Annotated in this window: 10 protein-coding genes and 2 tRNA genes; 5 read left to right on the forward strand and 7 right to left on the reverse strand. The window is 62.0% G+C overall.

Annotated elements, in window-relative coordinates; translation table 11 throughout:
- Positions 1 to 24: 24 nt before the first annotated feature.
- Positions 25 to 891, reverse strand: coding sequence for an RcnB family protein (locus ACI2I1_RS07595; RefSeq protein WP_404678623.1), 867 nt, complete (start codon positions 889 to 891; stop codon positions 25 to 27).
- Between the two features lie 155 nt (positions 892 to 1,046).
- On the opposite strand from ACI2I1_RS07595, the gene ACI2I1_RS07600 reads away from it, so the two are divergent.
- Together ACI2I1_RS07600 and ACI2I1_RS07605 are read left to right on the forward strand one after the other, a co-directional pair.
- A complete protein-coding gene (locus tag ACI2I1_RS07600) occupies positions 1,047 to 1,634 on the forward strand; it encodes a pyridoxamine 5'-phosphate oxidase family protein (RefSeq protein ID WP_404678624.1) in 588 nt (195 codons plus the stop codon).
- Positions 1,635 to 1,706: 72 nt separating this feature from the next.
- Complete coding sequence (locus tag ACI2I1_RS07605; RefSeq protein ID WP_404678625.1) at positions 1,707 to 2,534, forward strand: substrate-binding domain-containing protein; 828 nt, start codon at positions 1,707 to 1,709, stop codon at positions 2,532 to 2,534.
- Between the two features lie 54 nt (positions 2,535 to 2,588).
- Here the strand turns inward: ACI2I1_RS07605 and ACI2I1_RS07610 are convergent, their stop codons facing one another.
- Positions 2,589 to 3,026 carry a peptidylprolyl isomerase gene (locus ACI2I1_RS07610; RefSeq protein ID WP_404678626.1) on the reverse strand — a complete coding sequence of 146 codons (438 nt, stop codon included), beginning with the start codon at positions 3,024 to 3,026 and terminating at the stop codon, positions 2,589 to 2,591.
- A 295-nt stretch (positions 3,027 to 3,321) separates the two neighbouring features.
- On the opposite strand from ACI2I1_RS07610, the gene ACI2I1_RS07615 reads away from it, so the two are divergent.
- The gene (locus tag ACI2I1_RS07615; RefSeq protein WP_404678627.1) at positions 3,322 to 4,392 is read left to right on the forward strand and encodes an endonuclease/exonuclease/phosphatase family protein; all 1,071 of its coding nucleotides are present in this window, start codon (positions 3,322 to 3,324) and stop codon (positions 4,390 to 4,392) included.
- A gap of 699 nt (positions 4,393 to 5,091) precedes the next feature.
- Positions 5,092 to 5,601 (forward strand): hypothetical protein, encoded by a 510-nt coding sequence (locus ACI2I1_RS07620; RefSeq protein ID WP_404678628.1) that lies wholly within the window; start codon positions 5,092 to 5,094, stop codon positions 5,599 to 5,601.
- On the opposite strand, the gene ettA is transcribed toward ACI2I1_RS07620, so the two are convergent.
- The gene (gene ettA / locus ACI2I1_RS07625) at positions 5,594 to 7,267 is read right to left on the reverse strand and encodes an energy-dependent translational throttle protein EttA (RefSeq protein ID WP_221541938.1); all 1,674 of its coding nucleotides are present in this window, start codon (positions 7,265 to 7,267) and stop codon (positions 5,594 to 5,596) included. The two genes, ACI2I1_RS07620 and ettA, sit on opposite strands and share 8 nt — an antisense overlap.
- A 137-nt stretch (positions 7,268 to 7,404) precedes the next feature.
- On the opposite strand from ettA, the gene ACI2I1_RS07630 reads away from it, so the two are divergent.
- Positions 7,405 to 8,766 (forward strand): M20/M25/M40 family metallo-hydrolase, encoded by a 1,362-nt coding sequence (locus ACI2I1_RS07630; RefSeq protein WP_404678629.1) that lies wholly within the window; start codon positions 7,405 to 7,407, stop codon positions 8,764 to 8,766.
- Positions 8,767 to 8,787: 21 nt separating this feature from the next.
- On the opposite strand, the gene ACI2I1_RS07635 is transcribed toward ACI2I1_RS07630, so the two are convergent.
- The 4 genes from ACI2I1_RS07635 to ACI2I1_RS07650 all read right to left on the reverse strand — a co-directional run bounded on the left by ACI2I1_RS07635 (position 8,788) and on the right by ACI2I1_RS07650 (position 12,079).
- Positions 8,788 to 10,056, reverse strand: coding sequence for an MATE family efflux transporter (locus tag ACI2I1_RS07635; protein ID WP_404678630.1), 1,269 nt, complete (start codon positions 10,054 to 10,056; stop codon positions 8,788 to 8,790).
- 106 nt (positions 10,057 to 10,162) lie between these two features.
- Positions 10,163 to 10,239 (reverse strand) — tRNA-Pro (locus tag ACI2I1_RS07640).
- Between the two features lie 30 nt (positions 10,240 to 10,269).
- Positions 10,270 to 10,346 (reverse strand) — tRNA-Ile (locus ACI2I1_RS07645).
- A gap of 80 nt (positions 10,347 to 10,426) precedes the next feature.
- On the reverse strand, positions 10,427 to 12,079 hold the full coding sequence (locus ACI2I1_RS07650; protein WP_404678631.1) for a sensor histidine kinase: 1,653 nt from the start codon (positions 12,077 to 12,079) through the stop codon (positions 10,427 to 10,429).
- Positions 12,080 to 12,243: the final 164 nt, after the last annotated feature.

Below are 12,243 nucleotides of genomic sequence, written 5' to 3' on the forward strand. Positions count from 1 at the left end.
TGTATCTTTCGTTCTGCGGTCAGCTTACCAGAAGAAGTCGTAGATCACGTCGACCACTTCGCCGCTGTAGACGTCAACCAGTAAGACGTCGTCGTAGTACCGGACCCAGCGATAGGGGCCGTAGACCTCGGGCAGGCGGTAGCGCCACGGATCGTTGACCCAGTAGCGGTTGCCGAAGAACTGGCTGCCCAGGCGGAAGCCGATGTTCAGCCGGCGATAGCGATAATCGCGATAGGGGGCGTAATAGCGCCCCAACCGGTACAGGCCGCGGTTGTTGGCGCGATGATGGCTCCAATTGTACCGATTATTCTGCCGCCAGCGCCGTTGGTCCCACCGGTCGTAATCGCGCCAGCGGCTGCCATCGTAATAGCGCGAGCGGCGGTCATCCCGTCGGGCCTCGCGGTAACCCTGACGATAGGCATCGCGGCGATCCCTGCGATCCTCCCGGGCGTCCTCGCGCCGGTCGCGATAGCTGCGGTTGCGATCGCCATTGTAGTCCTGGTTGCGGTCTCCGCCATATCGTCGATCACGGCGATTATCGTCGTCCCTTTCGCGGGGCCGGTCCCACTGCCGGTCACGATAGGCTCCCCGCTGGTTCTCATCGTCGCGCGCGCGCCGCGCGGCTTCGCGAACGGCATCGTCTCTCACGGAACGGAAATCGGCGCGCCTGTTTTCATCGCGTCGTTCGCCGCGGTCTTGGCGCAACTGTTCCCTGCGCTCGCCCCGGCGTTCCTGCCGCCGTTCGGCCCGGTCCTGATTTCGGTAGCCGCGGTCGCGTTGGCTGAACTGCGCCGCTTCGGCGGCCTGTGCCGGGGTCGGCAGGGCGGTGATCGCGAGCGTTATGGCGAGTGCACCGAGCGCGCCACCGCTCATCAGTCTGATCAATGTCATGGAGCCTGTCCTCATATTTTCGAGTGCCGCTCCACACCTGCGGCCGTTATCGATGGGATTTACCTATCAGATCAGGCTGACCCGTGTCTGAACCGCCGCGAGGTGTGATTGTTCATTTTATTGCCAGAAAGAATGAATGCGGACCACTCTGAGCGATGGCGCGTTACGTGCCCATGCCAATGACACTTGAAACAGTTCGCCAGGATATTGAGGATCGCCTGCTGGAGGCGGCCAGCAACAGGCGGTCACCCATGCATACCCCCGTGGTCGCCACAGCGGATGCAGATGCGCGGATCATGGTATTGCGAAATTTCGACACCAGCGACTGGACGCTGAGATTTCACACCGACGCCCGCTCGCCCAAGGTCGAAACGCTGGAAGACAATGCGGCGGTCGCCGTGCTGTTCTACGACCGGGACGAGAAGGTGCAGATCCGTTGCAGGGGCCAGGCGCGTATCGAGACAGAGAGTTCGCTTGCAACCGCTGCCTGGAGCGAAAGCGACACCTATGCGAGGCGTTGCTATCTCGGCGCGCCTCCGGGCGAAGAGCGAGAGCAGCCGTCGAGCGGATTGCCCGACGAGATTGAAGGAAAGCGCCCGACTGAGGAAGAACTTGCTCCGGCGCGGAAGAATTTCGCAGTCATGGTCGTGAAGATCGAGAGCGCCGACTGGTATTTTCTCTCCAACGATGGCCACAAGCGCGCGATATTTACCAATGGTAAGGGGTGTTGGGTTACGCCCTGAGGCCAGCCTACAAGCCGCTCCTCAAGAACGAGCGGAAATGTTAGCGATATCTAATATGGGGGGATGATCTAAATGAAAGCCGGCGACCGCATTCTTATGCTGTTCGACAATACCAACCGCGATTATGTTTCGCGGCTGCACTCTGGCGCTACCCGTCAGGCGGGTACGATGGGCGTTAAAATACAGCTCGAAAATCTGCACACCACCGGTCGCAATGCGCAGGAGGCAATTGCCGAGGAAGGAGTCGGGGGCGTGGTCCTGACAGCGCCGCTGTCCGATGATCGGCATCTCATGCTGCAAATCGAAAAGCGGAACATTCCCTTTGCGCGTATCGCTCCGATGCTCGATCCGGGCCGCGGCATCACCATCGTGATGGATGAGTATGAAGCGGTGCTAAGCGTCACCAGATTGCTGCTCGAAGCAGGCCATCGCAAGATCGGAATTATCCGCGGCCCGCGCTCGCATCTGTCCAGCATGCGGCGCTACAACGGCTTCACCGCGGCTCTGGGTACCAAAGGGGTCAAGATCGATCCCGCCCTCATGGTTGAAGGGGATTACACGCGTCAGTCCGGTGTAGACATGGGCACGAAGCTGCTTGCTGCAGAGCCCACGGCGGTTTTCGCCAGCAATGACGAAATGGCAGCGGGGCTTGTCGATGCTGCCCGGCGTGCCGGCAAGTCGGTGCCGCAGCAGCTTTCCGTCGTCGGGTTCGACGATGATCCGATCGCGAAGTCCATGAACCCGCCGCTGACTTCGGTGCGGCAGCCGCTGGAAGAAATGGGGGCCAAGGCCTGCGAATTGCTTGCCAACTGCGTGGCAGGCAAGGGAGACGCGAAAGCGCACGCCGAAATCCCGTTCCAGCTGGCCGAGCGCAGCTCGGTCGCTCCGCCAGCAAGCTGACCGGATGAGGAGGGGCGGCAATGCGGACCTTGCGCATGCCGCCCCACGTGAAAATTACGCGGCTTGCTTGATGTCGCGCAGGGTAACGTCGAACGTCACGTCCTGACCCGCCAGCGGGTGGTTTCCGTCGGCCTTGATCGCCTCGTCACCCACTTCGAGGATGTAGAGAGTCATCGGCTGGCCATCGGGCGTCTGCGCATTGAGCGCCATGCCGGGCTGCGGTGCAGGTTCGGGGGGAAGGTTGGCGCGCGGAATGTCGATCACCAGTTCCTCGCTACGCGGACCGAAGGCGTTGTCGCTGGCGATGTCGACGCTCTTGCTGTCGCCGACTTCCATGCCCGTGAGAGCCTCTTCGATCTGCGGGAAGATCTGTCCGGCGCCGAGCTGGACCTGCTGGGGGCCCGCTTCTTCGGTATTGCCGACCACTTCGCCGTCGCCCCGCTTGAGGACATAGTCGATGGTCACGGTGTCACCGTTGCTTGGAGTAGTCATGGGAATCCTTTGAATTTCGTGTTCGCGGCGCCGAGAGAACTGCGCCGTCCGGAACAGCACCCGCGAACCGGGCGCCTTGAGCACTATTGTGTCAAAGGATGGTGGAGCATGTCAAACGAGCGTCCGACAAGGAGGAATCGCGCGGTTTACAGCGCCGGTGAAAGTGGATGCCGGGACATGGACGCTTTCCGTTTCTCCCTGTAGCGCCTGCCTCTCGTCGTCTGCTTAGGGGGGGCTTGTGTCTAGGATAATCGGTACGGGCGCCCATGGGTGGCGCAAGTTAAGCATCTGGGTCTTGCGTATTTTCGCCATCGCACTGGTGGCGGGGTCGCTCATGAGCACGACCGATTTCAACCAGTGGTGGATCCGCATCTGGGATTTCCCGCGGATCCAGATCCTGCTTGCCATGATCGCCAGTGCCTTTGTCTTGTGGTTCGTCGACAAGGCATGGCGGCCCTGGGTACCCTTGGCGCTGATCGTGGCCAGTACCTGGCAGTTCTACCGTGTTCTCCCTTATACGCCGCTGGTGCCGGTCGATATCGCGCAGGTCGCCGAGGGCGAGGGCCGGGGGGAGGGTTGCTTCAGCCTGCTTACTCTCAACGTCCTCCAGAAGAACCGCGAATACGGCCGCACGATCGACCTGATCCGGGGCCTCGATCCCGACATCGTCCTGCTGACTGAGACCGATCAGGCCTGGGCCGATGCCGTGGCGGGCGTGCTGGAAGGCTATCCGGGGCGGATCGACCGGCCGCTGGACAATACCTACGGCATCATGTTCGCATCGCGCCTGCCGATGAGCAATGCGTCGATCCAGGATCTGGCGCAAAAGGACACGCCTTCGGTCTTCGCCACGCTGCAAGCCGGCGGGCACAGCTTCCGCGTGATCGGTCTGCACCCCCGTCCGCCCAAGCCGAAGCAGGATACGGAAGAGCGCGACGCGGAAATCGTCGTCGCCGCCCGCATGGCGCGCGATCTGGCGATGCCGGTGCTGGCCATCGGCGATTTCAACGATGTCGCGTGGTCCGACACCACGCGCCTGTTCACAGACATCGGCGGCTTGCTGGACCCGCGCAAGGGCCGCGGCACCTATGCCAGCTTCCCTGCCAGCATGGTGTGGCTGGGCTGGCCGCTCGATCACCTGTTCGTGACCGAGGAATTCCTGCTGGGCGAGATGGAGGTCGGCAAATCGGTCGGCTCCGACCACCGCCCCTTCATGGCGCGCCTGTGCCTCGACCCTGAATCGGCCCGCAGCCGCAACGAAAACGTCGAGGGGCCCAGCGCCGAGGACGAGGACGAGGCGAACGAGGTGATGGAAGAGTTCGAGGAGGACACGGCGAAGGACCGTGTGGAGGGAGAAGAGGGGTAGGGGCGGCTGCCGGTCCATCCGACTTACTCGCTGTCGCCTCGCTTAAGGACGTAGTCGACGATCACCGTGTCACCGCTGACCGCGACCAGTCATGGACATCCTTTGAACTTCGTGCGTACGGTGCGAGGGAATTGCGCCGTCAGGCTACGCACCCGCGGTTCGGATGACTTGCGCGCGGTTGTTTCAAACGAGGGCGGGGTGGCAATTTTACTGGGGCGACATTGCTAGCGATACCTAAGCCTGATGCGACGTAACTTGAACGAAAGCTTTATCCCCAGCCGATTTTTGGCGATAGTTGCTAGTTTGTTCTTGGTTGATGTACGAAGGATTTACAGCTTGAGTTGGAGCGTTAGCCAAGGCGCCCACCAACCTTGACTGAGATCGGTGGGCGGCATCCCCAGTTGGTTAACCTCCTTTTGGAGTGCTGACTGGCCCCGCACGGCACACCACCAGACGGAAACATACGCGTGTGTGGAAGTCAGTCCGGAAGCCATTGACGGGGACTAATCCGAAAAATGGCCGCGAATCCCGCTCACCTTTCAGGTCGGCGGCGCGCCGCGACCTGGGAGATCGGTTATGCCGAAAACCCAAGTCGAGGTGAAAGTTGAGACGAAGATTGATATTGCTGCCATCGCTAGGTGGATAGTGGTGTTGGTTTGGCTCTTGACCTAACCGGGGGGCGGGGAAACCCGCCCCTTTTTGTTGAGAGAAAGCGTTGTGGACCACGAACCTGATTATTTGCCCGACGAGTGGCTCGTTGAGTTAGGCAAGGTTGTTAAAGCGTGGTCGACATTCGAAAGGATGTTCGACCTCATGTTACAAAAATTGGCTGGGTATAACGACCCGATAGATCCAACGTTTACGATCCTCACTTTTCATTCAAGCTTTCCGCAGCGTCTAGATATGTTTAGTTCTTTGTGTGCTGCGCACCAAGAAACAGAAAAACACCTGAAAAATTACAAGGCCATCGTGGCACAAGTCCGAGAAGCCCAGGGACTGCGTAATATTTTTATGCACCAACTTATTGGTCCGGGCGAATCCGGTGAAATGCGAATAAGCAAGATGTCCGCAAGAGGTCAGCTCAGAATGGAAGTGAGGCCAATCGAGCTTTCGGAAATTAGTGAGGCCCACAAAAAGATATTTGAAGCGGGAAGAGCCGTATACAAGCTAGTTTTGAATACGGCTCCGTGGGAAGGTCCTCCTACCTAGTCAACTTCTTATACGCCAACCTGGTCGGACGATCCGCAGCATCGCCCAGGCGGCGACGCTTGTCTTCCTCGTAAGCCTCGAAGTTGCCCTCGAACCATTCGACGTGGCTATCGCCTTCGAACGCGAGGATATGCGTTGCCAGGCGGTCGAGGAAGAAGCGGTCATGGCTGATGACCACGGCGCAGCCGGCGAAGTTTTCGATTGCCTCCTCGAGCGCGCCCAGCGTTTCCACGTCGAGATCGTTGGTCGGTTCGTCCAGCAGCAGGACGTTGCCGCCCTCCTTCAGCATCTTGGCCATGTGGACGCGGTTGCGTTCACCGCCCGAGAGCTTGCCGACGTTCTTCTGCTGGTCCGCGCCCTTGAAGTTGAACGCGCCGACATAGGCACGGGTCGAAGTGTCGTGGCCGTTGACCTTCATGTAATCGAGGCCGTCCGAAATCTCTTCCCAAACGTTGTTCTTGGGGTTCAGGTGATCGCGGCTCTGGTCGACATAGCCGAGGTGGACGGTCGAGCCGATTTCCACCGTGCCGCTATCGGGTTCTTCCTTGCCGGTCAGGATCTTGAACAGGGTCGATTTACCCGCGCCGTTCGGCCCGATCACGCCGACGATGCCGCCGGGGGGCAGCATGAAGCTGAGGTTTTCGAACAGTAGCTTGTCGCCGTAAGCCTTCGTGATGTTGTTGGCTTCAATGACCTTGCCGCCCAGACGCTCGGGCACCTGGATGACGATCTGCGCCTTGCCGGGACGCCGGTCTTTCTGGCTTTCCTGCAGTTCCTCGAACTTGCGGATACGTGCCTTGGACTTGGTCTGGCGCGCACTGGGCGTCTGCCGGATCCATTCGAGTTCGCGCGACAGGGCCTTCGAGCGCCCGGATTCCTCGCGGCTTTCCTGCTCCAGGCGCTTGGCCTTCTTCTCGAGATAGGTCGAGTAGTTGCCTTCGTAGGGATAGTAGGACCCGCGGTCGAGTTCGAGGATCCATTCCACCACATTGTCGAGGAAGTAGCGGTCATGGGTGATCATCAGCACCGCACCGGCATATTCCTTGAGGTGGTTTTCAAGCCACTGGACCGACTCGGCGTCGAGGTGGTTGGTCGGTTCGTCCAGCAGCAGGATGGAAGGCTTCTGGATCAGCAGGCGGGTGAGGGCGACGCGGCGCTTTTCACCACCCGACAGGTCGGTCACCGGCCAGTCACCCGGCGGGCAGCGCAGAGCTTCCATCGCGACTTCGAGCTGGTTGTCCAGCGTCCACCCGTCGACCGCATCGATCTTGTCCTGGAGTTCCGCCATCTCGGTGCTGAGCGCGTCGAAATCGGCGTCTTCCTCGCCCATTTCCATGCCGATCGCATTGAAGCGCTCGACCATGTCGGCCACTTCGCGGGCGCCGTCCTTGACGTTTTCGAGCACGGTCTTGCTCTCGTCGAGCTCGGGCTCCTGCTCCAGATAGCCGACGGTGATGTTCTCGCCCGGCCAGGCTTCGCCGGTGAAATCGGTGTCGATGCCGGCCATGATCTTGATCAGCGTCGATTTACCCGCGCCGTTGGGGCCCACGATGCCGATCTTCGCGCCCTGATAGAACTGCAGGTTGATATTGCTGAGCACCGGCTTGTTGGCACCGGGGAAAGTCTTGGTCATGTCCTTCATGACAAAGGCGTATTGCGCGGCCATCGGGCGAATCCTTGGATTTGATCTGTAAGAACGGGAAAGTTGGGGGCGCAGATAGTCGTGGCGGCGCCAATGGGCAAGGTCGCAGGGCGATAAGACAGGGCTTGGCTTTGCCGCTGGGAGTGATAGCTAGCCACGCCATGACCAGATCGCTCATCGCGCTTGCCGCGCTTTCGCTCTCCGTTCCCGCAGCCGCCGACCGTGCCGACCAGGCGCTGGAAAGCGACACGATCGCCTGGGATTTCGTCGAAGGCATCACCACCGAAATCGGGCCGCGCATGCCCGGTACCGAACAGGAGGCGAGGGCGCGCGTCTGGGCCTTGGACTGGCTGCGCGCCAATGGCTTTGCCAATGTCGCCAACGAGCCGTTCGAAATGGACACCTGGGTGCGCGGCACGGAAACCGCGCAGATCGTGGCGCCCTATGCCCAGCCGATGGCGATCACCGCTCTTTCGACTACGTCGTCAACCGGCCCGGAAGGGATCGAGGCAGAGGTGGTTTACTTCCCGTCCTATGCCGATCTCGAAGCTGCCGCGCCGGGTAGCCTGAAGGGCAAGATCGCCTTCGTCAGCCACCGGATGCGCGCGGCGCAAGATGGTTCGCATTATGGCTTTGCCGGACCGGCGCGCTGGACGGCTCCCTCGCTGGCGGCAAGCAAGGGCGCGGTGGCCACGGTCATCCGTTCTGTCGGGACCGACAGTCACCGCGTGCCCCACACTGGCACCACGACCTTTGCCGAAGGCGTCCGTCCGACGCCCGCAGGCGCGCTGTCCAATCCCGATGCCGACAATCTCGAACGCATGTTCGCCCGCGCCGATGGCCAGCCGATACGGATGAAGCTGGTGATGACCCCGCGCGATCTCGGCACGACCGAAAGCGGCAATGTCGTTGGCGAAATCGTGGGCCGCGATCCGTCGCTGCCGCCAGTCCTGCTCGCCTGTCATCTCGACAGCTGGGATCTGGGTACCGGCGCGATCGATGATGGCGCGGGCTGCGGGATCGCTGCGGCTGCGGCGAACCATGTGGCCGCGCAGGGCCAGCCGCTGCGCACGATCCGCGTGCTGTTTGCGGGTGCGGAGGAAACCGGCCTGTGGGGTTCGCGCGCCTATGCCGCGGCGCATGCTGACGAGCCCTTCTTCGTCGGTCTGGAAAGCGATTTCGGGGCCGACCGGATATGGCGCATCGAAACCAATTTCACACGCAACGATCCCGAACTTTTCCGACAGCTGGCAAGCGCAGTGGCCCGCTTCGGTGTCGCCCCCGCAGCAGGCGTGGCGACTGGCGGGGCGGATCTCAATGTCGTACGCGATCAGGACGGCGCGCTCATCGATCTGCAGCAGGACGGGACCCGCTATTTCGATCTGCACCACACCGCCGACGATACGCTGGACAAGATCGATCCTGCGCAGCTGCGGCAGAATGTCGCAGTGTGGACTGCGGTGGTGGATGTGATGGCCAATCACCCCCAGCCGATCCGGCGCGAAGAAGGCAGCGCCGAGTAAGGCGCGCCGCGCCGGTTCTGGTCAGCGCGTGAATTCGCGCTTGATCAGGCGGGGTAGCAAGGCAAGCTGGAAGGCCGCGCGGGCCAGCAGGAAAAGGCTGAACGACAGCCACAGGCCATGGCTGCCGAGCGGCCAGCTCAGCCACAGGGCCAGCGCATAGACCAAACCAGCGCCAACCATGGTCAGCAGCAGCGCCCGCGTCCAGCTGGCGCCCACGAAGATACCATCGAGCACGAAGCCCGCGAGGCCCGCAAAAGGTATCACGATCAGCCACGGGGCAAGGCTCTGCGCCTCGATCCTTACCGCTTCGGTCGCGGCAAAACTCGCCAGGATCGGGTCCGCCAAAAGGGCAAAGGCCCCGGCAAGCAGCGCCGCCGCCGCCATGCCGCGCCACAGGATCGCCCGGATATAGAAGGTGAAACCCTTGCGGTCTTGTGCACCCGCCCGCTCGCCGTTCAGCACCTGTGCCGCATTCTCGAACCCGTCGAGCAGCAGGGCGGTGAAAACGAAGAGCTGATACAGGATGCCGTTGGCGGCCAGCACCACCGCGCCGCGCTCTGCCGAAAGGCGGGTCAAGCCGGCCATGGCGATCACCAGCACCAGCGTGCGCAGGAACAGGTCGCGATTGACGGCAAGGAAGGGTTTGAGCGCCGACAGGCTGGCGATGCCGCCGCTGCGGATACTTTCGATCAGTGAACGGCCGGTGGCGCTTCCCAGCAGGATCGCCGCCAGCAGCGCCAGCTTGGCGAATTCGGCAATGAAGCTCGACCAGCCGATACCGGCAATACCCCAATCCAGACCGAGCACGAACCATAGGCCGAGCCCGACATTCAGCAGATTATAGAGCACCTCGACCACAAGCACGGTCTTCATGCGGCGCTGGCCAACCAGGAAGCCGATCGCCGCGAAGTTCGCCATGACCGCCGGGGCGCTCCAGTAGCGGATATCCGCATAGACATCCGCTGCCTCGCGCACCGAACCAGTCGCGCCCAGAGCATCGAGGGCGAGAGGGAGTACGAACGGTTTTACCAGCAGGAGCAGGAGCGCGATCGACAGCCCGACCAGCAAACCGCGCAGGAGCACCATGGCCTGAGCCTGCGCGCCCGAGCGTGTGCCTGCCTGCGCCACCAGCCCGGTGGTGCCCGTCTTGAGGAAATTCATGACTGTGAAAAGGACGGCGAACAGCCGCGCCCCTACGTCGACCGCCCCTTGAGTGGGCGCGTCGCCCAGTTGGCCCACGATCCACATGTCGCCGATGCCGATCAGCGCCGTGGCGACATTCGTCACCATGGCAGGCAGGGCAATCGCCCAGATCGCCCGTGTATCGAGGCGCGCTTGGGAAGGAATGGGGGCGGGGCCGGCGGTCAGGTCAGGCTCCTTGCAATCGATCGACGTGTGGTCGGGGAGACAAGATTCGAACTTGCGACCCCCTGTACCCAAAACAGGTGCGCTACCAGGCTGCGCCACTCCCCGACACTAACGTCGATCTTCAAGCCGGACGGTTGGTAGGCCCGGCAGGACTCGAACCCGCGACCTAGCCGTTATGAGCGGCCAGCTCTAACCAACTGAGCTACGGGCCCCCAAGGGACCGTCCGTGAAGGCTCGAACCGCCGCCTAGCCGCGTGTGTCGTGAAGGGCAAGCCGCGAAAACGCGCTTTTGTCACCCAGTGGCATTTTCCGGTGCAGAAAGCGGCTCGTCTGCAACGCATAATGGCAGGGACAGGATCATGTCGGCGCCGCTGCAGACAAGATCACCCCCCGCCGCGCGTGCTTCTGCCCGGGCGAGGCGGAGAGAGAAGCCGATGCCAAATATCCCGGCGCTCAGAACACCGCTGGAGCTGCGCGATTCGATGGTGAAAATATCGGCCGAATTGCGCAGGGCAGCGGGGATTTCGGCGGCAAGCCGTAAACACTGGGCCTGCGCCAGTAATTCGATCCTGATCGTCTCGCCAGCACCCACAGAGCCTGCGAGCGTTGCCAGTAGGCGCCATGCCAGGCGCTCTGCCTCGGTTTCCGCAAGCGCGACAGGGGCAGTGCGATCGCCCAGATCGGCCTCGATTCGCGCGACTTTCGGCTGGAGGACACCCTGCAAGTGTGTGACCTGGGTCTTGAGAATCCGCGCGAAATCGCTCGATCCCGGCTCCAACTCCAGCGTATTCGTCTCCAGCCGGGCGAGCCGTTCCAGCTCTTCCAGGCCTGCAAGGACATGCGCCGCATCACCCGCTATGGTCGCCGCAATGGAGCGATAGGCATGCGGCACTGCGCCGATGACCTGCTGCTGGATCATTTCTGCATAACCCTGCATCGCGTTCACCGGGGTCCGCAATTCGTGCAGCACCTGCCGCAGCCGATCAGCCTGTTCGCCGCCCTCGGTAGCAGCTTCGCCGAAGCGGCGGAAAAGACCGACATAGCCAAGGAACCGGCCATTGCCGGGGTCGAATCGCGGGGTGGCATCGACGATCCACTTGCCTTCGATGCGCGGCGCCCCGCGCAGCGCCACTAGCGTGTCGCGCATGGGTTGCCGCCGCGCGATGGCTTCCACGGTGCTGCCCGAGCCCAGTTTCTTGAGGTCGGTTCCATAGACCATGGGAAGAATCTCTTCTTCGGTCCATTCGATCCGGCCTTCGGAACTCGCTTCGAACAGGAAATGGTCAATCTGTTCGGGGGCCGCCTTGGGCGCGGATTTCTTTTCTGAAGCAGCTGCACCGGGCGCATTGCGATCGTGGATGAAGCCTTCGATCCGTGCGAGCAGAGCCTTTACATCTTCCTTGCCCGGAAGGACCCGCGCAGGGTCCTTGGGCGCAGGCGCAGGCGCAGGCGCAGGGGAAGGCTGCGGAGACGGTTGGCGGTCTTCCGGCTCGGCGACGGGCTCGGGGCGGGGCAGCGCCCTGTCCGCAACACCGAGATGGTCGAGCACTCTCACTGCGGCGGGGGGTAAATCGCCGCGGTGCCGCAGGAACCCGCGGGCGCGGATCGGCAGGGAGGGTATCAGTTCGACCCATTCTTCCGGCCGAAGCTGCGCCCGGGCAAGGGCAGCGGCTGCGATATGGGGATGTTCTTCACCGAACCATTTCACCAGATCGGGGTTGCGGAAACGCCAGCCATGCTCCGCCACCAGCGCAACGCGCTCCGTTGTGGGAATTTCCTCGCCAAGCGCGATGAGCCGGAGATATGCCGCAGTTTCCAGCGCCGGATCGCCGCCTTCCGACCGTTCGCCGAGCAGGTCGATCAGCTGGCGAAACTGCGTCATTGCCGCACGCCTGCCGGATGCGCGCAGGCGCAACACGGTGGCAAGGCGGTCGTCGAAATGCATTCTATCTCCATGAGTGCCGCATCGACCCGCCAGTCCATAAGGCGCGCGATCGGCAAAGCCTTTGTATCAGTAAATGGTAAAACTGTCGTTTACCGAGAACCGTATCGGCCGCCGTTGCAAAAGCATTCGATTGCTGGCAAACAAAATAATGTTAGCCATTCGGA

The organism is Qipengyuania sp. NPDC077563 (genome assembly GCF_044901345.1).
GTDB lineage: Bacteria > Pseudomonadota > Alphaproteobacteria > Sphingomonadales > Sphingomonadaceae > Qipengyuania > Qipengyuania aestuarii.